Origin of the sequence: Burkholderia pyrrocinia (assembly GCF_022809715.1) — a bacterium.
In the GTDB taxonomy this organism is placed as follows: domain Bacteria; phylum Pseudomonadota; class Gammaproteobacteria; order Burkholderiales; family Burkholderiaceae; genus Burkholderia; species Burkholderia pyrrocinia_C.
The window spans coordinates 2,162,582-2,188,410 of record NZ_CP094459.1 but is presented as its reverse complement, the minus strand read 5'-3'; the positions used below and the strand labels follow the sequence as shown (position 1 = coordinate 2,188,410).

Sequence of the window (25,829 nt, the reverse complement as noted above, 5' to 3'; positions counted from 1 at the left end):
GGCGCGCGCGCCGCATGGAGAGCTGCGATGACGGACGGCGTAGTGGAAACGGGCGACTGGACGGTACTGGGTGGCGACGCTGCGCGGATTCGCGACGCGGTATTCGTGCGCGAGCAGCAGATTCCGCCGGAATGGGAGCTCGACGACGACGATCCGCTATCGCTCCATGCGGTCGCGTACCGGATCGACGCGGCGACGGGAATACGCCGCGCGGTCGCGACGGGGAGGCTGCTGCCGTCCGGCACGATCGGCCGCGTCGCCGTGCTGGCCGACGCGCGCGGGCAGGGCGTCGGGTCGGCTGTGCTGAACGCGCTGCTCGATGGCGCACGGCGCCGCGGCGAAGCCGTCGTGCGGCTCTACGCGCAGGATTCGGCAGTGGCGTTCTATGTGCGGCACGGCTTCGCGGCGGTCGGCGAACCGTTCGTCGAAGCCGGCGTGCCGCACGTCGAGATGGCGCGCGCGCCGTAGCGCGGGGAATGCGCGTTCAGCGCGACCGCGTTGCGCCGACGTCGACGTCGAACGTGAATGCGCGCTCGAACGCACCCGGGCGGACGGTGCGGTGCGAACCGTCGTCGTCGCAGCGCTCCTTGATCTCGACCGTCAGTCGCACGCCTTCCTTCATCGTGACGCGCAGCGCGGTCGTGCCGCGCGTGCCGTACTCGGGCGTTTCGATGAACGCGGCCGACAGCGCGCGCTCGCGCTCGATCGGAATGCCCGTGTGCGGTAGCGCGTCGTCGTCCGCGACATGCGGGTCGCGCATCAGATCGATCAGTTCGTCGAGCGACGGGGTCGGATTGTCGGTGAGCAGCGTGCCGAGCTCCGCGCGCTTGCGCACCACTTTCGGCCAGGGCGTATCGAGCCGCGCATTCGACAGCGCATGCACGCCCGGCGCGATCGCGACGGGCGCGGCGACACTGCTTTCGCCGTCGGGCGCTCGGTTGCAGAACCACGCGAGTTCGCGCCGCTTCCAGTCGCCGACGAGCAGGTTGAAGCCGTTGTATACGGCCGCATGCTCGGCAAGCTGCCCGAGATAGTCGAGCGGCGCGACGGACGGGCCGCGGAGGAAATCGGACACGAGCTTGCCGCGGGTGGGCGCGCCCGCGCGGATGTCGAACGGCGCGCGGTAGTTCGTCAGTGCCGCGAAGCGGCCGTCGCGCGTTATGCCGAGCCACGTGCCGCCGGCTTCGAGGTCGCGGCCGGCCAGCACGCCCGGTACATCCTCCCACCAGGTGAGCGGCGCGCTCGTGCGGCGAAAGAACTCGTCGCGGTTGGCGGTGAGGGTAAAGACGGGACCGGCGGCGGCATCAGGCTGCCAGTCGAAGGCAATCAGACACATCGGGCGAATCTCTCGCAGGAAACATCGGGCGCCGGCTGCGACTCGCGAGCCGGCGCGCGAACGGGTTGTCAGTGCGTCACGCTTCCGTCGGCCACGCGTACGGAAGCGCGTCGAACGCGAGCGCCGGGCCGTCGGCCGAACCGACGTGCACGGTGCCGTTGTCGAGCGCGGCGAGCTTGATCTCGACGAGCGCGTCGACGCCGCCCGCGGGCGCGGCCGCCGCGTTGACGATCATCCCGCATGGCTGGCAGGGATCGTCGCTGTGGAACAGCTCGACGCCGGCATGCACGGTATCGGTCTCGCCGGCGACATGCGCGAGCGCGGTGCGGCGCTTGATGGTGCCGCGGTACTGGCTGCGCGCGACGACTTCCTGGCCCGGGTAGCACCCCTTGCGGAAGTTGACGGCGCCGATCACGTCGAAGTTGACCATCTGCGGCACGAACTGTTCGACGGCCGGCTGCGTGATGCGCGGCTCGCCCGCGCGAATGTCGAGCCAGTCCCACACGGCCGGCGACACGACCGGCAGCGTGCCGGCGAGCGCGGCGATGCGTGCATCGACTTCCGCGCGCGGGCCGATCCACAGATAGCGTTTGCGGCCGGCCGCATCGGGCACGCGAATCAGCGTGCCGGCCGGCCCGTCGACCTTCACGTGCACACCGTCCGGCAGCGCATCGAAGATGCCCGCCAGCGCGTCGCGCACGTCGCCCGCGAAGCCGACCACCGCGAGCGCGTCGCTCGCATCGGTGAGCTTCGCCTTCGCGCGCAGCACGAACATCGACAGCCGCTTCTGCACGGCGGGCTGCACGTCCTTCGACACCAGCAGGCGCACGTCGTGGCCGGCACGCCACGCGAGGAACGACCCGAGAAGGCGCCCCTTCGGCGAGCAATAGCCGGACAGCCGCGCGCTCGCGGCATCGAGATGCTCGATGTCGTTGGTCAGCTGGCTGTGCAGGAACGTCGCGGCGTCGTCGCCGGCCACGTCGATCACGCCGAACTGCGGCAGCGGCATGCAGGCGCCCGGCGCATCGAAATCGGCGGCGGACGGGCGGGGGAATACGGGGAGCGAGGCGGATGCGGCCTGGGCAGCCGGTGAAGCGAACGGTGAGCTCATGGAATGAGGGAACAGTCAACCCTGACTTTGACGGAGGCGAGCAAGTATTATATGGGTCTTACCTGAGTCACGTTTCCATGTCCCTACTGAAGAAATGCGCCGCGACGATCGCGGCGCTGGCCGTCGTTGTGGCCGCTGCCGGCGCGGGCGGCGGATATTACTGGGCGACCCGGCCGCTGCTGCTGGGTTCGGCATCGCTCGACGTCACGATCAAGCCGCGCAGCAGCGTGAAGAGCGTCGCGCTGCAGCTCAAGCGCGGCGGCGTGCCGGTCGAGCCGTTCGGTTTCGTCGCGATGACGCGCGTGCTCGGGCTGTCGAGCCGGCTCAAGTCCGGCAACTACGAATTCAAGACGGGCATCACGCCTTACGAAGTCCTGCAGAAGATCGCGCGCGGCGACGTGAACGAATACGTCGCGACGGTGATCGAAGGCTGGACCTTCAAGCGGATGCGCGCGGAACTCGACGGCAACCCCGATCTTGCGCACACCACGGCCGGCATGAGCGACGCCGAGCTGCTGCGCGCGATCGGCGCGTCGGACAGCACCGTGCAGCGCGGCAGCGGCGAAGGGCTGTTCTTCCCGGATACCTACCTGTTCGACAAGGGCACGAGCGACCTGAACATCTACCGGCGCGCGTACCACCTGATGCAGACGCGTCTCGACGAGGCCTGGGCCGCGCGCACGCCGGGGCTGCCGTACAAGTCGCCTTACGAAATGCTGACGATCGCATCGATCGTCGAGAAGGAAACGGGCCACGCGGCCGACCGCGCGTTCGTCGCGGCCGTGTTCGCGAACCGGCTGCGCATCGGCATGCCGCTGCAGACCGATCCGTCGGTAATCTACGGGCTCGGCGACGCGTACGACGGCCGCTTGCGCAAGCGCGACCTGCAGGCCGACACTCCTTACAATACCTACACGCGACGCGGCCTGCCGCCGACGCCGATCGCGCTGCCGGGCGTCGCCGCACTGCAGGCGGCGATCAATCCGGCGCAGACGAGCGCGCTCTATTTCGTCGCGAAGGGCGACGGCACGAGCGTGTTCTCGGATACGCTCGGCGACCACAACAAGGCCGTGGACAAGTACATACGAGGTCAATAATGGCGAGCGGTAAATTCATCACGTTCGAAGGCATCGACGGGGCGGGGAAGACCACCCACCTGCAATGGTTCTGCGAACGCCTCCAGGGCAAGCTGGCCGCGGCCGGCCGGCAGGTCGTCGTTACCCGCGAGCCGGGCGGCACGCAGCTCGGCGAGAAACTGCGCGAGATCCTGCTGAACCAGCCGATGGATCTCGAGACGGAAGCGCTGCTGATGTTCGCCGCGCGCCGCGAGCATCTTGCGCTCGTGATCGAGCCGGCGCTCGCGCGCGGCGACTGGGTCGTGTCCGATCGCTTCACCGATGCGACGTTCGCGTACCAGGGCGGCGGCCGGGGGCTGCCGCGCGACAAGCTCGAGACGCTCGAGCGCTGGGTGCAGGGCGGTTTCCAGCCCGACCTCACGGTGCTGTTCGACGTCGCGCCGCAGGTCGCGAGCGAGCGCCGCGGCGCGGCGCGCATGCCCGACAAGTTCGAAAGCGAGTCCGATGCGTTCTTCACGCGCACGCGCGGCGAGTACTTGCGGCGCGCGGAAGAGGCGCCGCACCGCTTCGCGATCGTCGACGCGACGCAGTCGATTCCCGAGATCCGCCGGCAGCTCGAACGCGTGCTCGCCGCGCTGTAACCCGCAAGGAACGCACCACATGATCTATCCGTGGCAGACCGACGACTGGAACCGCCTGCAGCAACTGCGCGCGCAATGGCCGCATGCGCTGCTGCTGCACGGCCAGGCCGGGATCGGCAAGCTGCAGTTCGCGCAGCATCTCGCGCAGGGCTTCCTGTGCGAATCGCCGCTGCCGAGCGGCGAGCCGTGCGGCACCTGCGCGGCCTGCACCTGGTTCTCGCAGGGCAACCACCCGGACTACCGGATCGTGCTGCCCGAGGTGCTGGCCGGCGAAGCGCCGGGCGCCGCGGACGACGCGAAGCCGGCCGACGCGGACGAAGGCGGCAAGAAGACGCGCGCGCCGAGCAAGGAAATCAAGATCGAGCAGGTGCGCGCGCTGCTCGACTTCTGCGGGGTCGGTTCGCACCGCGGCGGCGCGCGCGTCGTCGTGCTGTATCCGGCCGAGGCGCTCAACGTCGCCGCATCGAACGCGCTGCTGAAAACGCTGGAGGAACCGCCGTCCGGCGTCGTGTTCCTGCTCGTGTCGGCGCGCATCGACCGCCTGTTGCCGACGATCATCAGCCGCTGCCGGCAGTGGCCGATGACCGTGCCGGCGCCCGACGCGGCCGCGGCCTGGCTCGCGGCGCAGGGCGTCGACCATGCGAGCGCGCTGCTTGCCGAAGCCGGCGGCGCGCCGCTCGCCGCGCTGGCGCTCGCGAGCGACGAGAACCGCCCGCTGCGCGACTACACGCTCGGGCAGCTCGCGGCCGGTGCGGCGTGCGACCCGTTCGCATGCGGCGAAACGCTGCAGAAGCTGCCGGTGCCGCTGGTGCTCGGCTGGCTGCAGCGCTGGCTGTACGATCTGCTCGCGCAGCGGATGGCGGGCGCGCCGCGCTACTTCCCGATGCACGCGGCGGCGCTCGCGCGCTGCGCGGAATCGGTCGACGCGAACGCGTTCGCGCGCTTCATGAAGACCGTGACGCGGCAGCGGACGGTCGAGAACCATCCGCTGAACGCGCGGCTCGTATTCGAGGAATTGTTTCTCGGGTATCGGGAAATGTTCGCGTGACCCGGCATTGTTTCTGATGGGTTGCGAAACGATGTTCGGCTTACTCAGCGACGCGACCGCGGCCTGCCGGCCCGCGAACGCCGCCGGTTGCCGCACGCCGGCGAGCGCATGAGCGCCCGCCTTACGTATTCAGGAAACACGATGTTCGTCGACTCTCACTGCCACATCAATTTCAAGGGCCTGGCCGACCGCCTGCCGGCCGTTCTCGAGAACATGCGCGAGCACGACGTCACGCACGCACTGTGCGTGTCCGTCGATTTCGAGACGCTGCCCGAGGTCCTCGCGATCGCGGACGCGTACGACAACGTCTACGCGTCGGTCGGCGTGCATCCCGATCATGAGGACGCGCGCGAGCCGACGCTCGCGGAACTCGTCGAGCTGGCCGCGCACCCGAAGGTCGTCGCGATCGGCGAAACGGGCCTCGACTACTACCGTCTCGAGGGCCGCTCGATCGCCGACATGGAATGGCAGCGCGAACGCTTTCGCACGCACATCCGCGCGGCGACCGCGACGATGAAGCCGCTGATCGTCCATACGCGGTCGTCGTCGGAGGACACGCTGCGGATCATGGCCGAGGAGCGCGCGGACGTGCCGGGCGGCGTGATGCACTGCTTCACCGAGCCGTGGCCCGTCGCCGAGCAGGCGCTCGCGCAGAACTTCCATATCTCGCTGTCGGGCATCGTCACGTTCAAGAACGCGACCGACGTGCAGGACGTCGCGCGGCGCGTGCCGCTCGACCGGCTGCTGATCGAGACCGACTCGCCGTACCTCGCGCCGGTGCCGTATCGCGGCAAGCCGAATGAACCTGCGTACGTCAGCCATGTCGGACGCTTTATCGCATCCGAGCGCGGGATCGCCGTCGAGGCGCTGGCCGATGCGACGACTGAGAACTTTTTCCGGCTGTTCAAGATCGCCCGCTAACGACGCGCGCGCAGCCGACAACCCAGGGAAGGAGCCCACAACAATGACGAAGCCGACCAACCATCTGACCAAACGTGCACTCGTCGCCGCCGCGCTGGTCGCGAGCGGCCTGTTCGCTGCAGCCGGCGCGCATGCCGAGTCGCTCGACGCGATCGTCAAGGCCGTCAAGTTCGACGACATCGCCGACATCGGCAAGCAGCTCAAGAACGGCCTCGATCCGAACACGCTCGCACCGAACGGCGACCCGCTGCTGGTGATCGCCGCGCGCGAGAAATCCGACAAGGTCGCGGCGGCGATCGCCACGACGCCGAACGTCGACCTCGAGAAGGAAGACAAGGCCGGCGAGAACGCGCTGATGCTCGCGTCGCTGAACGGCGACGTCGGCCTCGTCAAGCTGCTGATCGACAAGGGCGCGGAAGTCAGCAAGAAGGGCTGGGCGCCGCTGCACTACGCGGCGACCAACGGCCAGGACGCGGTCGTCAAGGTGCTGCTCGACCACGACGCGTATATCGACACGGCTTCGCCGAACGGCACCACGCCGCTGATGATGGCCGCGCGCGGCAACCATGCGTCGACGGTCACGCTGCTGCTCGACCAGGGTGCCGATCCGCAGGTGAAGAACCAGCTCGGCATCACCGCGCTCGAGTTCGCGAAGCATTACAAGGCGCCGGACGCGATCGACATCCTGAGCAAGCGTACGGTGCGTATCGGCGCGTCGGCGCCGGCAGATGCGCAAAAGAGTGCAAAATGACGGTTTTCGGTGCACCGGCCAGCGCGGCGGTGCGCACCCGGCCGGGCGGATTCCGGCCGGAGAAGGGTGTCCGGCGCCGCGCCGGCCAACGCAGCAGGCGGTCTCGGGCCGCATTGACATAAGGAACACCATGTTGCGCGCAATGTTTTGTGCCGCGGCGTTTGCCGTGCCGTTGTCGGCGGCGGCTTTCACGGGCGCGGATCTCGACCGGCTGTGCGCGAAGACGGACGTCAAGTCGCGGGCGTCGTGCGCGGCCTACATCGAAGGCGCTGCCGACGGCGTCTACAACACCATCGACGCGATCGGCGGCACCACGGGGCCGCGTGTCGGCCAGTATTTCTGCCTGCCGCCCGACATCCGGGCGCAGCAGATGACCGATGCGGTGCGCAAGTACATCGCGGAAAATCCGAAGCTGGCCGACTACAACGCGAGCACCGCGGTGTCGCTCGGTCTCGGCAAGGCGTTTCCCTGCAGGGGCGGCAACTGATCTGACGCCGTGTCCGGGCGCTACCCGGACGTCGCCGACGCATCCAGGACGAGGCGTGCGCGCCTCATAACCGAAGCATCCCGGGCGCCGATGATTTCAATCGAGGAACTGCAGCGCATCGCCGATGCGCCGCTGCATTCGTGGCTCGGCACGCTGGCCGTGTCGGTCATCGTCGTGCTGGTCGTCACGATCGTGCACCGTCTCGGCGCACGCATCGTCAAGCGCATCGCGCAGCCGTATCCGCTGATGAGCGCGATCCTGCGCTACATCGACAAGCCGTCGCTCGTCGTGCTCGCGCTGCTGGCTCTCGAATTCCTGTGGGTCCAGGCCGACGACGGCATGTCGTTCGTGGGCGGCATGCGCACCGCGGCGGCGGTCGGCTCCATCGTGTCGCTCACGTGGCTGCTGGTGCGGCTCGCGGCCGGCGTCGGCGACGCGATCATCCGGGCGCATCCGCTCGATACGGCCGACAACCTCCAGGCGCGGCGCATCCATACGCAGGCCAAGGTGCTCGTGCGGACGGTGATGGTGCTGATCGTGATCGTCGGCACCGGCGCCGCGCTGATGACGTTCCCGAACGTGCGCCAGGTGGGCGCGAGCCTGCTGGCGTCGGCCGGCGTCGCGGGCCTGGTCGCCGGTATCGCCGCGCGGCCGGTGCTCGGCAATCTGATTGCCGGGCTGCAGATCGCGCTCACGCAGCCGATCCGGCTCGACGACGTGGTCGTGATCCAGGGCGAATGGGGGCGCATCGAGGAAATCACCGGCTCGTTCGTGTCGGTGCGGCTGTGGGACCAGCGGCGCCTCGTCGTGCCGCTGCAGTGGATCATCGAGAACCCGTTCACGAACTGGACGCGCAACAGCGCGGAAATCATCGGCACGGTCTACCTGTCGGTCGACTACCGTACGCCGCTCGCGCCGCTGCGCGAGGAGCTCGCGCGGCTCGTCCATGCGGCGCCCGAGTGGGACGGCCGCGTGCAGGTGCTGCAGGTGACCGATGCGACGGAGCGCACGATGCAGTTGCGCGCGCTCGTCAGCGCGGCCGATTCGTCGTCGTGCTGGGATCTGCGCTGCCGCGTGCGCGAAGGGTTGATCGCATACCTGCAGGACCGCTATCCGCAATGCCTGCCGCGCAGCCGGATGGAACTGTATCCGCATGATTCCGCGCCGGACGCGCCGAATCCCGAACGGCCGCACGCGCGGGCGCCTGCCGCCAGCACGGCGGCCAACACCGCAGCCGATCCGCAGGCCGTCGAAGGCCGCTGAACGCGGCCCGGTGCCTGCCCGCCATCCATCGTCATGACCGCGCTGAACACGCTCGCCATCGCCTATTACCGCTCGCTGCGCGAGCTGATCGTGCCGCTCGCGGCGCTCAACGTCGTCACGGGGCCGAACGGCAGCGGCAAGTCGAGCGTATACCGCGCGCTGCGGCTGCTCGCCGACACCGCGCAGGGCCGCGTGATCCCGTCGCTCGCCCGCGAGGGCGGCTTGCCGTCGACGCTGTGGGCCGGCCCCGAGCGCTTCTCGCGCGCGATGCTGAACGGCGACGAGCCGGTGACCGGCACGGTGCGCAAGGGGCCCGTGAGCTTGAAGCTCGGCTTCGCGTGCGACGATTTCGGCTATTCGATCGATCTCGGCCTGCCGCTCCCGAGCAGATCGCAGTTCGCGCTCGATCCGGTGGTCAAGCGCGAATGCATCTGGGGCGGCGCGCTGCCGCGCCCGTCGACGCTGCTGGTCGACCGGCAGGGTGCACAGATCCGCACACGCACCGCGTCGGGCGACTGGCAGACGATTCCGCAGCCGGTCGCGAGCTTCGACAGCATGATGACCGAGTTCGCCGATCCGACCGGCGCGCCCGAGATGATCGCGGTGCGCGAGCGGATTCGCTCGTGGCGCTTCTACGACCATTTCCGGACCGATGCGCAGGCGCCGGCACGGCAGTCGCACATCGGCACCCATACGCCGGTGCTGGCGGATGACGGCGCCGACCTCGCCGCCGCGCTGCAGACGATCCGCGAAATCGGCGACGGCGCGGCACTCGATGCGGCGATCGCCGACGCGTTTCCCGGCGCATCGGTCGAGATCGACAACCCGGGCGGCCGCGGCCGCTTCGACGTGCTGATGCGCCAGCCGGGGCTGCTGCGGCCGCTTGCGGCGGCCGAGCTGTCCGACGGCACGCTGCGCTACCTGCTGCTCGCGGCCGCGCTGCTGACGCCGCGGCCGCCGGCGCTGATGGTGCTGAACGAACCGGAGACCAGCCTGCATCCCGATCTGCTGCCGGCGCTCGGCCGCCTGATCGCGCAGGCCGCGCAGCGCTCGCAGGTGCTGGTCGTGTCGCATGCGGCGCGGCTCATCGCGACGCTCGAGCGCGAGGCCGGCTGCGAATCGCTGGTGCTCGACAAGCAGCTCGGCGCGACCGCGCTCGTCGATGCCGACGCGCGCGACCTGCCGCCGTGGAAGTGGCCGTCGCGCTGACGCGGGCGGCGTGCATTCGGCCGCGTCCGGCGCCCGGGCGGGGGCATGCCCCGACGGTGCCCGATGCGGTGCGATCGGGCGAGGCGGAACGAATGTATCCTGTCTGTAACAACGCCCATAAAATGCAAGACAGGCGGTTCCGGGCATCGGGATCGCCAATAATGGCGGGATATCCGGCCGGCGCCGTGCCGGCCGGCGCTGCACGGGGCGGGGGCGCGCGAAAAGCGCACACTCCCGCGTGCCGTACGGGACAGGACACAGGAGACGTGGACCATGAGAATTGCCCAGATCGCCCCGCTGACCGAATCGGTGCCGCCGAAGCTGTACGGCGGCACGGAGCGCGTCGTGTCCTACATCACCGAGGCGCTCGTCGATCTCGGCCATGATGTGACGCTGTTCGCGAGCGGCGACTCGACGACACGCGCGAAGCTCGAGCCGGTCTGGCCGCGCGCGCTGCGGCTCGACACGTCGATCCGCGACCGCGTCGCACCGCACATGCTGCTGATGGAGACGGTCGCGCGCCGCGCGAAGGACTTCGACGTGCTCCATTTCCACATGGACTACTACTCGTTCTCGGTCTTCAACCGGCAGGAAACGCCTTACGTGACGACGCTGCACGGCCGGCTCGACCTGCCCGAGCAGCAGCCGGTATTCGACACGTTCAACACGGCGCCCGTGATTTCGATTTCGAACTCGCAGCGCCAGCCGCTGCCGCAGGCGAAATGGCTGACGACCGTCTACCATGGGTTGCCCGATACGCTGTACATGCCGCAGCCCGTCGAGCCGCGCTATCTCGCGTTCCTCGGCCGCATCTCGCCGGAGAAGCGCGTCGACACGGCGATCAGCATCGCACGCCAGTGCGGGCTGCCGATTCGGATCGCCGCGAAGATCGATGCGGCCGACCAGGAATACTTCGACCGCGAGATCAAGCCGCTCTTCGCGTTGCCGCACGTCGAATACATCGGCGAGATCGCCGATCACCAGAAGGCCGAATTCCTGTCGGGCGCGCATGCGCTGCTGTTCCCGATCGACTGGCCGGAGCCGTTCGGTTTGGTGATGATCGAGGCGATGTCGTGCGGCACGCCGGTGATCGCGTTCAATCGCGGCGCGGTGCCCGAGGTGCTGGACGAGGGCGTGTCGGGTTTCATCGTCGAGGATGAAATCAGCGCGGTGGCCGCCGTGAACCGGCTGCACCTGCTGCCGCGTGCACGCGTGCGGCAGCGCTTCGAGGAACGCTTCACGTCGCGCCGGATGGCGCAGCAGTACGTCGACGTCTACCAGTCGGTGATCCGCGCGCAGAAGCGCTCGCGCTTCAAGGTGATCGACTCGACGACCTGACGCGGAGCGCGGGCGGATAAAAAAACGGCGATGCCCGCAAGGACATCGCCGTTTGCGCATGGCCCGCGCGCGGTGCGCACGGGCGGTGCGTGAGCGTCAGATCTTGAGCTTCGTGACCTTCGTGCCGTTGATCGACACATCGCCCATCAGGCCCGCGTTCGTCAGCACGACGACCTGGACCGGTGCGGTGGCCGTGGTCGTGTCGATCGCGCCGTTCGCGCCCATCTTCACGAGCGCGACCGATGCACCGGCGCCGGCTGCCCAGCCGTCCGAGCCGCGGAATTCGTCGAGCGCTTGCTGCGTCATGAACAGGAACACGATCGCCTTCGATTGCGCGCCGGCTTGCAGGCCGACCGACAGCGACGACGTGTTGTAGTAGCCGACCGTGCTGCCGCCGACGCGCAGCGCGCCGTTGCCGGACTGGCCGCCGACGATGAAGCCGGCCTGGAGCACGTCAGGGAAGACCAGCACGCCGCGCGATTTCGCGACGAGTTCACGCGAACCCTTGACCGTGGAATACAGGCGCGACAGCGTTGCGTCGACGCTCGAGTCGATTGCCTGACGCTTCGACGCGCTGGTCGCGGCGTTGTCCGGCTTGTCCGGGGTGGTGGTGCAACCGGTGAGCGCGAGGCTACCGACGATGAGCGCAGCGGCGGCTTTCAGCACAAGATTCCGTTTTTGCATCGTTATTCTCCATCGGATGACGTTCGGAGTGAGTCTCGCTCAAGGAGCGGATCACGTCGGCAGTTATATCACAGCGGATTACAACCCCTTTTCGTTCGTGCGTGAAAGAGCGTCAAATCGGGGTGGCGGTGTCGCTGCGCACCAACGGACCGATCGGATCGGCGGCCGCGCGCCGACGCGCCCCGCGCGGGTCGGCGTGCGAGGAACAAGGGCGGCAAATCGGGCGGCGACGGCGCTTGCGGGCGGGTCAGTGCGTGACCGGCGGGACGGGGGGCTTGATCGGCGGGCGGCGCAGCGCGCGGCGGATCAGTGCGATCACGACGCCGCAGGCGAACAGGAACGCGGCCGGTACGACCCAGTAGCCGACGAACGCATGCCACAGATAGCCCGCGAGCGTAGCGCGGCGCACCACGTATTCGTCGCGGGCCGCCTGCTGGCGCGGCGCGTTGGCGGCGAGCACGTCGGCCGGGCAGCCGGCCGCGCGCGCGTCGTCAGGATCCCCGTGGCACTTCGCGGCGGCGCCGGCTGCCTGCTGCGCGTCGGTGAGCTGCCAGGTGGTCAGCGCGAGCTGCAGGTCCGCCTTGTTGTAAGCCATTTCCTCGCGGATCTCGCGCACGGCGACGATCGCGACGGGCACGGCCCAGAACACGATCACGATCAGCCAGCGGCGGAACCAGCGGTGTTGTCTCCATGCCATCCATGCCTCCAATTGACGCGCGTGCGCGTCCGTCTCGAGGGCGGCCCGATGGCGCTTCTTGTACTTGGGTGGGCCGCGTTGCAGCCATCATAGAAGAAAACGCGGCGAATTGCCGCACCATGTGGCGGCGCCGGTACGGCGGGCCCGGAAAGCGGGACGGGTGGAGGCGGGCGGTCGAACGGCGGCGGCGGAACGCGTGCGGCAGGCGTTTCACGCGCGTATGCGTCGATGCGCATGCAACGAAAACAAAAATGCCGCGCCCGCCGAAGCGGTGCGCGGCATTCGATACGGGAGCGCCGGAACTCAGGCGGCCGGCTGGCTGCTCAGGCAGCTCTTCATGAACGCCTTGCGGTCGTCGCCCTTCTTGCCGGTGGCCTGCGTGTTGCAGGCCTTCATCTTTTCCTGCTGCGTCATCGCCTTCGCGGGCTTCGCCGACAGGCAGTCCTTCATGAACGCCTTGCGTTCGTCGCCCGTCTTGCCTGCTGCCTGGGTGTTACAGGCCTTCATCTTGTCCTGCTGGCTGTTCGCCGCGAACGCGGGGGAAGCCAGCATGCCGCCGAGGAGCACTGCGGCTACGAGCGATTGGATTTTCATTTCGACACTCCCATGGGGTGAATTGCGTGTTATCGATGCCGTCACGAAGCACGTTGCGATGAGGATAGGGCCACATCGCACCGCGCGCTCCGATTATGGCGAATCAATGTGAAAAACACCGAAACGGCACTTCCTATAACGTTGCGGGCGCCGCGGCCGTTGACGGCGCGCGCGACCGGACGATCGGGACAAACCATGATGCGCGGCGGCCGGCATCGGCCGTGGCGCCGGAACCTGCCGGATCCCGGCCGCGAGCCATTACAATCGCGGCCATGAATACTCCGAATCCCGCATCCCCCCCGTCCGCGGCGGCCCTGCCGCGCATCGCCGTGCTGGCCACCGGCGGCACGATCGCCGGTGCCGCGCCCGACGCGGCCAGCACGGCCGGTTACCAGGCCGGCGCGCTCGGCGTCGGTTTCCTGGTCGACGCGGTGCCGGCGCTCGCGTCGGTCGCACGCATCGACGCCGAGCAGATCGCCAGCATCGACAGCAAGGATCTCGCACTGCCGCTGTGGAACACGCTCGCCGCGCGGATCGACGCGCTGATGGCCGATCCGGCGGTCGACGGCATCGTGATCACGCACGGCACCGACACGCTCGAGGAAACCGCGTATGCCCTTCACCTGGTCGTGAAAGGCGACAAACCGGTGGTGATGACGGCCGCGATGCGGCCGGCGACCGCGCTGTCGTCCGACGGCCCGCTGAACCTGCTGAACGCGGTGACGGTGGCCGCGCATCCGGCCGCGCGCGGGCAGGGCGTGCTGATCGCGTTCAACAACCGGATCCACGGCGCGCGCGACGTCGTGAAGACGAGCACCTATGCGGTCGACGCATTCCAGTCGCCGGAACTCGGTGCGCTCGGCTGGGTGCAGGACGGCCGCGTCGAATTCGCGCGCCGCGTCACGCGTTCGCGCGATGCGCAACTGGCGATCGCCGCAACGTGGCCGCCCGTCGAAGTCGTTGCGAGCTACGCGGGCGTGACGCGCACGGCCGTCGATGCGCTGGTGGCGACCGGCGTGCGCGGGCTCGTCGTGGCCGGCACCGGCAACGGGTCGATCCATGCGACGCTGCAGGCGGCGCTCGCCGATGCGGTGAACGCGGGCGTTGCCGTGATCCGTGCGTCGCGCGTCGGCTCGGGGCACGTGATGCGCAACGGCGCGGCCAACGACGACGCGCTCGGCTTCGTCAGTGCGGGCTCGCTGAATCCGTTCAAGGCGCGCGTGCTGCTGATGCTCGCGCTGGCGAACGGCATCCGGGCGCGTGACGAACTGCAGCGCGTATTCGATACGTTCTGACCGATGTCCGTCCGCCGCTCGGGCGGTGCGGCATTGCCAAAGAAAAAGGCAGGCCGGATGGCCTGCCTTTTTTGTTTTTCAATCCTGCGCGGATGCTCAGGACTGCGGCGGAATCACGAGCTTCTGGCCCGGGTAGATCCGGTCCGGGCTCGACAGCATCGGCTTGTTCGCCTCGAAGATCGCCGGATACTTGTTCGCGTCGCCATACACTTCCTTGGCGATCGCCGACAGCGTGTCGCCCGGCTTCACGTCGTGGTATTGCACTTCCGGATCGTCCGGCTGCAGATCGTCGTCGTTGACGCCCGCGACGCCCTGCACGTTGCCGGCCGCGACCTTGACCTTGGCCTTCGTGTCGAGATCGGCGACGCTGCCCGACAGCGTGACGGTGCGCGATGCGCCGTCGAACGCGACCGTCAGGTTCGACGTGTCGAGACCCTGCGTGCTGATGTAGTTCTTGATCGCATCGGCCGCGGTCTGGTTCGCGGCATTCGGATCTTCCGCCGCTTGCGCGTCGGCATGACCCAGCAGTTTTTCACCCGCCTCTTTGATAAACGAAAGAAGACCCATCGCTGCACTCCTTAGGTGGTTGAAAAGAAAACGCGCCATGAAGTGGCGAAAAAACACCGCGCTGGACGCATTCACCGGAGTGAACGCAAGCGCGGCGGTTTTCTCGAAAGGCGTGGCGAAAGTGTAGGCGTTCAGCGCGACGATTGCATGAAAAATCGCAAGCTCGAACGTAAAGAAATGTAATACGCGAAATCCGACAGGCGGACACCCGACGACGACGTCTGACCGACCAAGGCTTCCCCGGCGCCGCCGGGTGCCGCTGCGGACCCCACCACGCCGCTCTCAGCCCAGAGCGGCGTTTTTCGTCCCGTCGCGCATGCGGTTAGCGATGCGCGGCGGGGCGCCCCACCGTGATGCGCGCGTGCGTCGCGCATCGATGCGACCGGCCGCGGCCGGATCGCGCGTGTTCTGCGCGCGCGTCCGCCATAGCGGCGGAACCGCGCGTTCTTGCGTCCGCGTTACGCGGCCGGCGTCTGGCCGATCTCGAAGTTCGACATGATCTCGAGCGCGCGCACGAGTGCCGAGTGATCCCATGCCTTGCCGCCGTGCGATGCGCACACGCTGAACAGCTGCTGCGCGCTCGCGGTATGCGGCAGCGCGAGGCCGAGCTTGCGTGCGCCGTCGAGCGCGAGGTTCAGGTCCTTCTGGTGCAGCTCGATGCGAAAGCCCGGATCGAACGTGCGCTTCGTCATCCGCGCACCGTGCACTTCGAGGATGCGCGATGCGGCGAAGCCGCCCATCAGTGCCTGGCGAACGCGCTCCGGATCGGCGCCCGAGCGTGCGGCGAACAGCAATGCTTCGCCGACGGCCTCGATGTTCAGCGCGACGATGATCTGGTTCGCGACCTTGCAGGTCTGGCCCGCGCCGTTGTCGCCGACGAGCGTGATGTTCTTGCCCATCTTCTCGAACAGCGGCTTCGCGCGCTCGAAGGCCTGTTCCGGGCCGCCGACCATGATCGTCAGCGTCGCTTCGCGTGCGCCGACTTCGCCGCCGGACACCGGCGCGTCGAGGTAGTCGCAGCCGAGCGCGTTGATCTGCTTTGCGAATTCCTGCGTGTCGAGCGGCGAGATCGAGCTCATGTCGATCACGAGCTTGCCGGCCGTCAGGCCCTTCGCGACGCCGTCGTCGGCGAACAGCACGTTACGCACGTCGGGCGTGTCCGGCACCATCGAGATGATGATGTCCGCGTTCTGCGCGACTTCGGTCGAGTTCGCGACGACCTTGGCGCTCGCGCGCAGGTCGTCCGGGATCGGGAACGCACCGTTCACGACGAGCTGATGATCGCCCTTGAGCAGGTTGCGCGCCATGTGCGCGCCCATGATGCCGAGGCCGATGAAACCGATGGTTGCCATGTGAAAGTCTCCTATAGGGGCGAAAGCGGGAAGGGCGGATCTCAGGCGGCGCGGCGCGCCGAGCCCGGCGCGCAGCCGGCGATGCTGTGCAGCCAGCCGAGGCCTTCCGTCGTGGTGGTGCGAGGCTTGTATTCGCAGCCGACGTAGCCGTCGTAGCCGAGCCGGTCGAGCAGCGCGAACAGGAACGCGTAGTTGATCTCGCCCGTGCCCGGCTCGTTGCGGCCCGGGTTGTCCGCGAGCTGGACGTGGCCGATCGATGCGAGGTTGCGTTCGATCGTCGCGGCCAGTTCGCCTTCCATGCGCTGCATGTGATAGATGTCGTACTGCAGGAGCAGGTTGTCCGAGCCGACCGCGCGGATCACGTCGAGCCCTTCGGACGAGCGGTTCAGCGCGAAGCCCGGGATGTCGAAGCTGTTGCACGGCTCGACGAGCAGGCGGATGCCTTCGCGCTTCAGCGCATCGGCCGCAAAGCGCAGGTTGTCGACGATCGTGACGAAGGTCTTGTCGCGCGCGGTGCTGGCCGACGGGATACCGACGAGGCAGTTCAGTTGCGGCACCTTCAGTGCCTTCGCGTATTCGATCGCACGGCCGACGCCTTCCTGGAACTCGCCGACGCGATCGGGCAGGCACGCGATGCCGCGCTCGCCCTGGTCCCAGTTGCCGGCGGGCAGGTTGTGCAGCACGAGGCGCAGGCGGTGCGTCTCGAGCCGCTCGGCGAGTTCCTCTTTCGCGTACGGATACGGGAGCAGGAACTCGACGGCGTCGAAGCCCGCGTCCGCGGCCGCCTTGAAGCGGTCGAGGAACGGCACTTCGTTGAACAGCATGGTCAGGTTTGCAGCAAACTTCGGCATGAGCTAAGCCTCTTCGGTCGGTCAGTCAAAAATGTCCTGCGGATCAGTCGAGCATCGAGATGGCGGTCGGTGCGTGCTCGGCCTTTTCGGCGAGATCCTCGAATTCGTTGATCGCGTCGATTTCGGTGCCCATCGAGATGTTCGTCACGCGCTCGAGGATCACTTCGACGACCACCGGCACGCTGAACTCTTCCGCGAGCGATTGCGCCTGCCGCAGCGCCGGCTCGATCTCTTCCGGCTTGAACACGCGCAGCGCCTTGCAGCCGAGGCCTTCGGCGACGGCCACGTGGTCGACGCCATAGCCGTTCAGTTCCGGTGCGTTCACGTTGTCGAACGCGAGCTGCACGCAGTAGTCCATGTCGAACGCACGCTGCGCCTGGCGGATCAGCCCGAGGTACGAGTTGTTCACGACGACGTGCACGTACGGCAGCTTGAATTGCGCGCCGGCTGCCAGCTCCTCGATCATGAACTGGAAGTCGTAGTCGCCGGACAGCGCGACGATCGGGCGGCTCGGGTCGGCCGCACGCACGCCGAGCGCGGCGGGGATCGTCCAGCCGAGCGGGCCGGCCTGGCCGCAGTTGATCCAGTTGCGTGCCTTGAACACGTGCAGGAACTGCGCGGCGGCGATCTGCGACAGGCCGATCGTGCTGACGTAGCACGTATCGCGGCCGAACACCTTGTTCATCTCTTCGTACACGCGCTGCGGCTTGACCGGCACGTTGTCGAAGTGCGTCTTGCGCTGCAGCGTGCGCTTGCGTTGCTGGCATTCCGCGATCCATGCGCTGCGGTCCTTCAGCTTGCCGGCGGCCTTCCATTCCTGCGCGACGGCGACGAACAGTTCCAGCGCGGCCTTCGCGTCGGACACGATGCCGAGATCCGGGCCGAACACGCGGCCGATCTGCGTCGGCTCGATGTCGACGTGCACGAACTTGCGGCCCTTCGTGTAGACCTCGACGCTGCCCGTATGGCGGTTCGCCCAGCGGTTGCCGATGCCGAGCACGAAGTCGGACGCGAGCATCGTTGCGTTGCCGTAGCGGTGCGACGTCTGCAGGCCGACCATGCCGGCCATCAGCGGGTGGTCGTCCGGAATCGCGCCCCACGACATCAGCGTCGGGATCACCGGCACGCCGATCGTTTCGGCGAACCGGACGAGCAGGTCTTCGGCCGCTGCGTTGAGCACGCCGCCGCCCGACACGATCAGCGGCTTGTCCGCGTCGTTGAGCATCGCGAGCGCCTTCTCGATCTGCGCGCGGGTGGCCGCGGGCTTGTAGACCGGCAGCGGTTCATACGTGTCGATGTCGAACTCGATTTCGGCGAGCTGCACGTCGATCGGCAGGTCGACCAGCACCGGGCCCGGACGGCCCGAGCGCATCAGGTGGAATGCCTGCTGGAACACGCGCGGCACCAGCGCCGGCTCGCGCACGGTGACGGCCCACTTGGTGACCGGCTTCGCGATCGACTCGATGTCGACGGCCTGGAAGTCTTCCTTGTACAGGCGCGCACGCGGTGCCTGGCCCGTGATCGCGAGGATCGGAATCGAGTCGGCCGATGCGGAGTAGAGGCCCGTGATCATGTCGGTGCCGGCGGGGCCCGACGTGCCGATGCACACGCCGATGTTGCCCGGGGCGGCACGCGTGAAGCCTTCGGCCATGTGCGAGGCACCCTCGACGTGGCGGGCCAGCACGTGGCTGATGCCCCCCGACTTGCGCATGGCGGAGTAGAACGGGTTGATGGCTGCGCCCGGCACGCCGAACGCGGTCTGGATGCCTTCCTTCTCGAGCACGAGCACTGCTGCGTCGACGGCTCTCATCTTGGCCATGAATGTCTCCTTGAATGTGGCGGATCGTGCGAATCGGTCTGTTGGGGACACTTTAGGGATGCAGGAAAGGTTTGATAAGATCAGCCGGAGTCGCTTATTTCGAAACTAAAAGTATGGAATGACGGCCGGGCGGGGTTTCCCGCCGGTGTCGGAACGAAGACGGAGACGGCAGATGGATCGCTTCAAGCAGATCGAGACGTTCGTGCGGGTTGCCGATGCCGGCAGCCTCGCGGCGGCGGCACTCGAGGAGGGCGTGTCGCCGGTGGTGCTCGGGCGGCGCATCGACGCGCTCGAGAAGCGCCTCGGCGTGAAGCTGATGTATCGCTCGACGCGGCGGCTGGTGGTCAGCGAGGAGGGCGCGGCGTTCCTCGAGCGCTGCCGCGGGCTGCTGTCCGAATGGGACCAGGCCGAGAACGAGCTGGCCGCCGGGCGGCGCGCGGTCAGCGGGCACCTGATCGTGTCCGCGCCGGCCGCGTTCGGGCGCAAGCACGTCGCGCCGCACGCGCCGGGCTTCCTGGCCGACAAACCCGAGATGCAGCTGTCGTTCAACCTGACCGACCGGGTCGTCGATCTCGTGCGCGAAGGCTATGACCTGTCGATCCGGATCGGGGGTGCCGTCGATCCGAACTTCGTCGCGGTGAAGCTCGCGTCGAACCGGCGTGTCGTGTGCGGCACGCCCGACTATTTCCGCCGGCACGGCCGGCCGAAGTCGCTCGACGACCTGCTGAAGCACAACTGCCTCGCGTTCAACCTGCAGGGCGGGCAGAACCGCGGCTGGTATTTCCAGCGCCACGGCAAGATCGCGACGATGCGCGTCGCGGGCAATCTCGACTGCAACGACGGCGAGCTGCTGCACCGCTGGGTGGCCGAAGGCCTCGGGCTCGGCTGGCGTTCGACGTGGGAAATCGCCGCGCAGCTCGAAACGGGCGAGCTCGAGACCGTGCTCGACGAGTATGCGCTGCCCGACTACGACATCCTCGCCGTCTACCCGCAACAGCGCTACGTGCCGGCACGCGTGCGCTATTTCATCGACTACCTGCGCGCCGCATACGCGCGCCCCGGCTACTGGAGCACCACGCCGTAACGGCGGCGGGCGGCACGGCCACACGGCTGACCATGGATTTTTTACGCTTCACGTGCGTTGCGCGGGAATAAACTCGACGCAACGACGGTAAGGTCATCGAGCGCGCACGTTGCCGGTCTGTCCGGGCGCCATGCGCGGAACGGGCGCGGTTTCGGCCGCCGGGACCAGGGAGGCCATGTGGGGCAAGCCGGACAGGCGGTCGATGAGCAGGCGGCGGACGACGCGGTAGCGCGCGGCGAGCGGTTTCGTACGCTCGTGCTGCCGCATCTCGACGCCGCGTACAACCTCGCGCGCTGGCTGAGCGGCAACGCCGGCGATGCGGACGACGTCGTCCAGGACGCGTGCATGCGCGCGCTGCGCTTCATCGATTCGTGTCGCGGCGACAACGCGCGGCCGTGGCTGCTGACGATCGTGCGCCACACCTGGTACACCGAGTGGCGCCGCCGTACGCACGCGCACGAGGTCGCGCTGCCCGACACGCTCGACGACACCGACGTTCCCGACGACTGGCAACCGGCGACCGAGGATCCGCTCGCGCAGTTGCTGCGCGGCGAGAACGTGCGGCTCGTGAATGCAGCGCTCGCGAAGCTGCCGCCCGAATACCGCGAGGTGCTCGTGCTGCGCGAGATGGAGGACCTGAGCTACCGCGAGATCGCGGCGATCGCGGACGTGCCGGTCGGCACGGTGATGTCGCGGCTCGCGCGCGGCCGTCGCAGGCTCGCCGTGCTGCTGGGCGGCGAGCCCGCGCCGGCGGCCAAAGGCAGGCCGGGCCGTACGCCGGCAGGCGGAACCGCATCGGAGGCTATCGATGGACTGTAACGAAGCGCGAGCATTGCTGGACGCGGACGTCGACCGCGAGCTGTCGGCGCCCGATGCGTTGCGCGTCCAGCAGCATGTCGACGGGTGCGACGCGTGCCGCCGCGATCGCGCGCGGATCGTCACGCTGGTGCAGGCCGTGCGGCAGGCCGACTATCACCGCGCGCCGGAGGCGCTGCGGGCGAGCATCCTTGCGAGCCTGCCGGCAGCCGGGGACGGGCGGACCCGCGGGCAATCCCGGGCGGAACCCGAGCCTGAACCCGCGCCGCGATCGCAGCCGCGCCCGCGCGGCCGTCGCTGGTTCAGCTGGCTGGGCGGCGGCGTATCGGCACGCCCGGCGCCGACGGGCCCGGGGCCGCGTGTCGCCGCGCTACCCGGGCTCGGCTGGGGCGTGGCGCTGATGGTCGCGCTTGCCGCGGCGGCCGGGATGGCGCTGTCCGCGCGCCACGCCGACACCGACCGCACGGTCGACGAACTCGTCGCGAGCCACGTGCGGGCCGACCTGTCGGCGCGCGCCATCGACGTGATCTCGACCGACCGGCATACGGTCAAGCCATGGTTCAACGGCCGGCTCGACTATGCGCCGCCGGTCGAGGATCTCGCGGCGAGCGGCTTCGCACTGGTCGGCGGCCGGCTCGACTACGTCGGGCGGCGCCGCGTCGCGGTGCTCGTCTATCGTTACCGGCAGCACGTGATCGACGTCTACGTGCGGCCGGCAGGCGTTGGGCCGGCGGCCCCGTACGCGACCGTGTCGCAGGGCTATGCGCTCGACCGCTGGGACGCGGCCGGGATGACGTGGTGGGCCGTGACCGACGCGGAGCCGTCGGCCCTCGCGGCGTTCAGGACGGCGCTCGACGCGCGACTCGCCGGCACGCATAGCGAGTGACGGTGCGCCGGGCCGCGGCCCGGTGCGCTTGTGTCCCGACCCCGATCGCAAAAGGGCGACGGGTGGCCGATTACGCAGGCCCGGCCCTTCAAGTCTTTGAAAACACGGCCGAATCCGGCCGCGAATCGTTGATTGGCCTTGCATGCGCCCCGTATCCGGGTTAGAATCTTCGGCTTCTCACTTGCCACACCGGTTCAGACGCCCGGGTGGCTTTAATCCACAAGGAGTGTGTAATGCGTCATTACGAAATCGTATTCATCGTGCACCCCGATCAAAGCGAGCAAGTGCCCGCGATGATCGAGCGTTACAAGTCCACGATCACGTCGCACGGCGGTCAGATCCACCGTGTCGAAGACTGGGGCCGTCGCCAACTGGCCTACATGATCGAGAAACTCGCGAAGGCTCACTACGTCTGCATGAACATCGAGTGCGACCAGACGACGCTCGACGAACTCGAACACGCGTTCAAGTTCAACGACGCCGTGCTGCGCCACCTCATCGTCAAGATGAAGAAGGCCGAAACCGGCCCGTCGCCGATGATGAAGGAAGTTCAGCGCGAAGAAGCCAAGAAGGCGGCTGCAGCTCAGCCGACCGAAGCGCAGGCTTAAGTTCGTCATTCATTAAGCCATCAAGGAGCGCGCCACTCACGTGAACAGGTTGCAATTGACGGCGAGCGTCGTCGAACGCGCACCGGTGCGATATACGCCGGCAGGTGTTCCGATCGCAAGCGCCACATTGCATCACCGCACGGAAGTCGTCGAAGCAGGCATTCCCCGTCAGGTCGAAATGACGATCGAGGCGGTGGCGGCCGGTGAGGCGAGCGGCAGGCTGGAAAGCCGTGAAATGGGCGTCGAGACGCTGTTCACGGGCTTCCTGGCAAAGAAAAGCCGCAACGCGAGAACCTTGGTGTTTCACATCACTGCATTGCAGGACATTGGAAAGGACTGAAATCATGGCCCGCCCGACTGGTAAAAAATTCGACAAGCGTCGTCAGCAACAAAACCCGCTCTTCAAGCGCAAGAAGTTCTGCCGTTTCACGGCCGCCGGCGTCGATCAGATCGACTACAAGGACACGGAAACGCTGAAGGACTTCATCGGTGAAAACGGCAAGATCACGCCGGCTCGCCTGACGGGTACGAAGTCGCACTATCAGCGTCAGCTCGACACGGCAATCAAGCGTGCGCGTTTCCTCGCGCTGCTGCCGTACACCGATCAGCACAAGGCGTAACTCGGCGACGCCATAAGGAGAATTCGAATGCAAATCATTCTGTTGGAAAAAGTCGCCAATCTGGGTAACCTCGGCGACATCGTCAAGGTCAAGGACGGTTACGCTCGCAACTTCCTGATCCCGAACCGCAAGGCTCGCCGTGCAACGAAGGAAGCGATCGCCGAATTCGAAGTGCGCCGCGCTGAACTCGAAAAGATCGCCGCTGAAAAGCTGGCAGCGTCGCAGGCAGTCGGCGAGAAGCTGAACGGCCAGGCGTTCGAAATCACGCAGAAGTCGGGCGTTGACGGCCGTCTGTTCGGCTCGGTCACGAACGGCGACGTCGCGGAACTGCTGAAGAAGGCAGGTTTCGAAGTCGAGAAGCTGCAAGTTCGCATGCCGGAAGGCCCGCTGAAGATGATCGGCGAGCACAACGTCCAGGTCGCACTGCACACGGACGTCGTCGTCGACGTCACGGTCAACGTGATCGGCGACCACGCGTAAGCGTACGCAAGCTTTCCGGGCGGCCTCCGCTGTCCGGACAAGGGCAGGCGCCCGGGCAACCGGGGCCTGCCTTTTTTATTGCCGCATCACTGGCGGCCGGTATGGCGTCGTCCTGTGTAATTCGCGATAATCCCAACCCATGAACGCGCCGCAAGATCCTCAAATCGAATCGCTGAAAGTCCCGCCGCATTCGGTCGAAGCCGAACAGTCGGTGCTCGGCGGCCTGTTGCTCGACAACGCGGCCTGGGACCGGATTGCCGATTTCCTGTCGCAGGGCGATTTCTATCGCTACGACCACCGGATCATCTACGAGCACATCGGCCGGCTGATCGCGTCGACGCGCCCGGCCGACGTCGTGACCGTGTACGAAGCGCTGACCACGTCCGGCAAGGCCGACGACGTCGGCGGGCTCGCATACCTGAACGCCCTCGCGCAGAACACGCCGAGCGCGGCGAACATCCGCCGCTATGCGGAAATCGTGCGCGACCGTGCGGTGCTGCGCCGGCTCGTGTCGGTCGCCGACGAAATCTCGGCCGACGCGTTCAATCCGCAGGGCAAGGAAGTCCGCCAGCTGCTCGACGAAGCCGAGTCGAAGGTGTTCTCGATCGCAGAAGAGGGCGCGCGCGGCAACCAGGGCTTCCTCGAGATCGGCCCGCTGCTCACGCAGGTCGTCGAGCGCATCGACACGCTGTACCACACCGCGAACCCGAGCGACGTCACCGGTACGCCGACGGGCTTCGTCGACCTCGACCGGATGACGTCCGGGATGCACGGCGGCGAACTGATCATCGTGGCGGGGCGCCCGTCGATGGGTAAGACCGCATTTTCGATGAACATCGGCGAATATGTCGCGGTCGAGTACGGGCTGCCGGTCGCGGTGTTCTCGATGGAAATGCCGGGTACCCAGCTCGTGATGCGTATGCTCGGCTCGATCGGCCGGCTCGACCAGCACCGGATGCGTACGGGCCGCCTGACGGACGAGGATTGGCCGAAACTGACGCACGCAGTGCAGAAGATGAGCGAGGCGCAAATCTTCATCGACGAGACGGGTGGCCTGAACCCGATGGAATTGCGCTCGCGCGCGCGGCGTCTCTCGCGGCAATGCGGCAAGCTCGGCCTGATCATCGTCGACTACCTGCAGCTGATGTCGGGTTCGTCGCAGGGCGAGAACCGCGCGACCGAAATCTCGGAAATCTCGCGGTCGCTGAAGAGCCTCGCGAAGGAACTCGACGTGCCGGTGATCGCGCTGTCGCAGCTGAACCGCGGCCTCGAGCAGCGCCCGAACAAGCGTCCGGTGATGTCCGATTTGCGCGAATCGGGCGCAATCGAACAGGACGCGGACGTGATCCTGTTCATTTATCGCGACGAAGTCTACAACCCGGACAGCCCGGACAAGGGCACGGCCGAAATCATCATCGGCAAGCAGCGTAACGGCCCGATCGGCCCTGTTCGACTCACGTTCCTGGGTCAATACACGAAGTTCGACAACTTTGCCGGGGCGCAGACCTTCTACGGCGAGTAGCGCCGGATGTAAACTCTTATTTCGCCAAGCGTTGTATCCAATCCCGGCGTGCGCATATGCGCGCGTCGCGGCGCGACCGAAAACGGTACAATGTCGCCCGTTTTCGTGACAGTAGTTTGACAATCTCTCAGGAATCCCATGTTCGGTCGATTCATGCCCACCGAGGGCAAGTTCTTTGAACTCTTCAACGCGCACGCGAAGCACATCGTTGCCGGCGGACGCGAACTCGAACTGCTGATCGACAATCTCGCCGACGCCGAGATTCACAAGCAAAACGTGCAGACGGCCGAGAAGGCCGCCGACAAGCTCACGCACGAAGCGATCGATCTGCTGCACAAGACTTTCATCACGCCGCTCGATCGCGACGAGATCCACAAGCTGATCACGACGATGGACGACATCCTCGACCTGATGGAAGACGTCGCGACGGCCGTGTCGCTGTACGACGTGCAGGCCGTCACGTCCGAGGCGAGCCAGCTCGCGCACATCGTCACGCAGTCGGCGCAGCACGTGCAGCAGGCGGTCGGGATGCTGTCGGACATGAAGCAGTCGGCGCAGATCCTCAAGCAGTGCGAGGAGATCGACCGCTGGGAGTCGGAGGCCGATCGCGTGCTGCGCGCCGCGATGTCGAAGCTGTTCCGCGAAGAAGACGACGTGAAGACGCTCATCAAGCTGAAGGCGATCTACGAGCTGCTCGAAGAGATTACCGACAAGTGCGAGGACGTCGCGAACATCATCGAAGGCATCGTGCTGGAAAACGCCTGAGCGGACCA

The 25,829-nt window shown here is 67.4% G+C and carries 29 protein-coding genes; 20 read left to right on the top strand and 9 right to left on the bottom strand.

Annotation, left to right across the window (positions count from 1 at the left end; genetic code table 11):
* Positions 1-27: 27 nt before the first annotated feature.
* Positions 28-468 (top strand): GNAT family N-acetyltransferase, encoded by a 441-nt coding sequence (locus MRS60_RS10175; protein WP_243564636.1) that lies wholly within the window; start codon positions 28-30, stop codon positions 466-468.
* 16 nt (positions 469-484) lie between these two features.
* Here MRS60_RS10175 and MRS60_RS10170 read toward each other — a convergent pair whose 3' ends face one another.
* Both MRS60_RS10170 and MRS60_RS10165 read right to left on the bottom strand, forming a co-directional pair.
* Positions 485-1,336, bottom strand: coding sequence for an NRDE family protein (locus MRS60_RS10170; RefSeq protein WP_034181214.1), 852 nt, complete (start codon positions 1,334-1,336; stop codon positions 485-487).
* A gap of 76 nt (positions 1,337-1,412) precedes the next feature.
* Positions 1,413-2,447, bottom strand: a complete 1,035-nt coding sequence (locus tag MRS60_RS10165) for a YgfZ/GcvT domain-containing protein (protein WP_243564635.1) — start codon at positions 2,445-2,447, stop codon at positions 1,413-1,415.
* A gap of 77 nt (positions 2,448-2,524) precedes the next feature.
* Here MRS60_RS10165 and mltG point away from each other — a divergent pair, with 77 nt between their 5' ends.
* From mltG to MRS60_RS10120, 9 genes are all read left to right on the top strand, one after another.
* Positions 2,525-3,544, top strand: a complete 1,020-nt coding sequence (gene mltG, locus MRS60_RS10160; protein WP_034181216.1) for an endolytic transglycosylase MltG — start codon at positions 2,525-2,527, stop codon at positions 3,542-3,544.
* Positions 3,544-4,164, top strand: coding sequence for a dTMP kinase (gene tmk, locus MRS60_RS10155; protein ID WP_034181217.1), 621 nt, complete (start codon positions 3,544-3,546; stop codon positions 4,162-4,164). Before mltG ends, tmk begins: the two co-directional genes overlap by 1 nt.
* A 19-nt stretch (positions 4,165-4,183) precedes the next feature.
* A complete protein-coding gene (locus MRS60_RS10150) occupies positions 4,184-5,212 on the top strand; it encodes a DNA polymerase III subunit delta' (protein WP_243564634.1) in 1,029 nt (342 codons plus the stop codon).
* Positions 5,213-5,353: 141 nt separating this feature from the next.
* Complete coding sequence (locus MRS60_RS10145; RefSeq protein ID WP_105392672.1) at positions 5,354-6,133, top strand: TatD family hydrolase; 780 nt, start codon at positions 5,354-5,356, stop codon at positions 6,131-6,133.
* Positions 6,134-6,176: 43 nt separating this feature from the next.
* Complete coding sequence (locus tag MRS60_RS10140) at positions 6,177-6,884, top strand: ankyrin repeat domain-containing protein (RefSeq protein WP_034181220.1); 708 nt, start codon at positions 6,177-6,179, stop codon at positions 6,882-6,884.
* A gap of 130 nt (positions 6,885-7,014) precedes the next feature.
* The gene (locus tag MRS60_RS10135; protein WP_011885036.1) at positions 7,015-7,371 is read left to right on the top strand and encodes a Rap1a/Tai family immunity protein; all 357 of its coding nucleotides are present in this window, start codon (positions 7,015-7,017) and stop codon (positions 7,369-7,371) included.
* A gap of 90 nt (positions 7,372-7,461) precedes the next feature.
* Positions 7,462-8,634, top strand: a complete 1,173-nt coding sequence (locus MRS60_RS10130; protein ID WP_034181221.1) for a mechanosensitive ion channel family protein — start codon at positions 7,462-7,464, stop codon at positions 8,632-8,634.
* Positions 8,635-8,667: 33 nt separating this feature from the next.
* Positions 8,668-9,843, top strand: coding sequence for an AAA family ATPase (locus MRS60_RS10125; RefSeq protein WP_243564633.1), 1,176 nt, complete (start codon positions 8,668-8,670; stop codon positions 9,841-9,843).
* Positions 9,844-10,116: 273 nt separating this feature from the next.
* Positions 10,117-11,181: a glycosyltransferase family 4 protein gene (locus tag MRS60_RS10120; protein ID WP_034181223.1), complete on the top strand. Its 1,065-nt coding sequence runs from the start codon at positions 10,117-10,119 to the stop codon at positions 11,179-11,181.
* 96 nt (positions 11,182-11,277) lie between these two features.
* On the opposite strand, the gene MRS60_RS10115 is transcribed toward MRS60_RS10120, so the two are convergent.
* The 3 genes from MRS60_RS10115 to MRS60_RS10105 all read right to left on the bottom strand — a co-directional run bounded on the left by MRS60_RS10115 (position 11,278) and on the right by MRS60_RS10105 (position 13,156).
* Complete coding sequence (locus MRS60_RS10115; protein WP_034181224.1) at positions 11,278-11,865, bottom strand: BPSL1445 family SYLF domain-containing lipoprotein; 588 nt, start codon at positions 11,863-11,865, stop codon at positions 11,278-11,280.
* Between the two features lie 247 nt (positions 11,866-12,112).
* Entirely contained in the window at positions 12,113-12,562 is a 450-nt protein-coding gene (locus MRS60_RS10110) for a membrane protein (RefSeq protein WP_034181225.1), read from the bottom strand.
* Between the two features lie 303 nt (positions 12,563-12,865).
* Positions 12,866-13,156 carry a PsiF family protein gene (locus MRS60_RS10105; RefSeq protein ID WP_034181226.1) on the bottom strand — a complete coding sequence of 97 codons (291 nt, stop codon included), beginning with the start codon at positions 13,154-13,156 and terminating at the stop codon, positions 12,866-12,868.
* Positions 13,157-13,428: 272 nt separating this feature from the next.
* Between MRS60_RS10105 and MRS60_RS10100 the strand changes: the two genes are divergently transcribed.
* Complete coding sequence (locus MRS60_RS10100; RefSeq protein ID WP_034181227.1) at positions 13,429-14,451, top strand: asparaginase; 1,023 nt, start codon at positions 13,429-13,431, stop codon at positions 14,449-14,451.
* 96 nt (positions 14,452-14,547) lie between these two features.
* Here MRS60_RS10100 and lysM read toward each other — a convergent pair whose 3' ends face one another.
* From lysM to gcl, 4 genes are all read right to left on the bottom strand, one after another.
* Positions 14,548-15,018, bottom strand: a complete 471-nt coding sequence (gene lysM, locus MRS60_RS10095) for a peptidoglycan-binding protein LysM (protein ID WP_034181228.1) — start codon at positions 15,016-15,018, stop codon at positions 14,548-14,550.
* 458 nt (positions 15,019-15,476) lie between these two features.
* Positions 15,477-16,370 (bottom strand): 2-hydroxy-3-oxopropionate reductase, encoded by an 894-nt coding sequence (locus MRS60_RS10090; protein ID WP_014896847.1) that lies wholly within the window; start codon positions 16,368-16,370, stop codon positions 15,477-15,479.
* A 41-nt stretch (positions 16,371-16,411) separates the two neighbouring features.
* Entirely contained in the window at positions 16,412-17,221 is an 810-nt protein-coding gene (gene hyi, locus MRS60_RS10085) for a hydroxypyruvate isomerase (RefSeq protein ID WP_243564632.1), read from the bottom strand.
* A 43-nt stretch (positions 17,222-17,264) separates the two neighbouring features.
* Positions 17,265-19,040 carry a glyoxylate carboligase gene (gene gcl, locus MRS60_RS10080; protein ID WP_243564631.1) on the bottom strand — a complete coding sequence of 592 codons (1,776 nt, stop codon included), beginning with the start codon at positions 19,038-19,040 and terminating at the stop codon, positions 17,265-17,267.
* A gap of 172 nt (positions 19,041-19,212) precedes the next feature.
* Between gcl and MRS60_RS10075 the strand changes: the two genes are divergently transcribed.
* The 9 genes from MRS60_RS10075 to MRS60_RS10035 all read left to right on the top strand — a co-directional run bounded on the left by MRS60_RS10075 (position 19,213) and on the right by MRS60_RS10035 (position 25,821).
* Positions 19,213-20,124: a LysR family transcriptional regulator gene (locus MRS60_RS10075; RefSeq protein ID WP_047900886.1), complete on the top strand. Its 912-nt coding sequence runs from the start codon at positions 19,213-19,215 to the stop codon at positions 20,122-20,124.
* Between the two features lie 177 nt (positions 20,125-20,301).
* The gene (locus MRS60_RS10070) at positions 20,302-20,943 is read left to right on the top strand and encodes an RNA polymerase sigma factor (RefSeq protein WP_131947868.1); all 642 of its coding nucleotides are present in this window, start codon (positions 20,302-20,304) and stop codon (positions 20,941-20,943) included.
* On the top strand, positions 20,933-21,826 hold the full coding sequence (locus MRS60_RS10065) for an anti-sigma factor family protein (protein WP_105393806.1): 894 nt from the start codon (positions 20,933-20,935) through the stop codon (positions 21,824-21,826). Before MRS60_RS10070 ends, MRS60_RS10065 begins: the two co-directional genes overlap by 11 nt.
* Before the next feature lie 233 nt (positions 21,827-22,059).
* On the top strand, positions 22,060-22,434 hold the full coding sequence (gene rpsF, locus MRS60_RS10060) for a 30S ribosomal protein S6 (RefSeq protein WP_004193673.1): 375 nt from the start codon (positions 22,060-22,062) through the stop codon (positions 22,432-22,434).
* 40 nt (positions 22,435-22,474) lie between these two features.
* Complete coding sequence (priB, locus tag MRS60_RS10055; RefSeq protein ID WP_011657069.1) at positions 22,475-22,774, top strand: primosomal replication protein N; 300 nt, start codon at positions 22,475-22,477, stop codon at positions 22,772-22,774.
* 4 nt (positions 22,775-22,778) lie between these two features.
* The gene (gene rpsR / locus MRS60_RS10050; protein ID WP_034181234.1) at positions 22,779-23,054 is read left to right on the top strand and encodes a 30S ribosomal protein S18; all 276 of its coding nucleotides are present in this window, start codon (positions 22,779-22,781) and stop codon (positions 23,052-23,054) included.
* A gap of 27 nt (positions 23,055-23,081) precedes the next feature.
* Entirely contained in the window at positions 23,082-23,534 is a 453-nt protein-coding gene (rplI, locus tag MRS60_RS10045; protein WP_105393807.1) for a 50S ribosomal protein L9, read from the top strand.
* 139 nt (positions 23,535-23,673) lie between these two features.
* Complete coding sequence (locus tag MRS60_RS10040; protein ID WP_034181236.1) at positions 23,674-25,056, top strand: replicative DNA helicase; 1,383 nt, start codon at positions 23,674-23,676, stop codon at positions 25,054-25,056.
* 138 nt (positions 25,057-25,194) lie between these two features.
* Positions 25,195-25,821 (top strand): DUF47 domain-containing protein, encoded by a 627-nt coding sequence (locus MRS60_RS10035; protein ID WP_034181237.1) that lies wholly within the window; start codon positions 25,195-25,197, stop codon positions 25,819-25,821.
* The last annotated feature ends 8 nt before the right edge of the window (positions 25,822-25,829 follow it).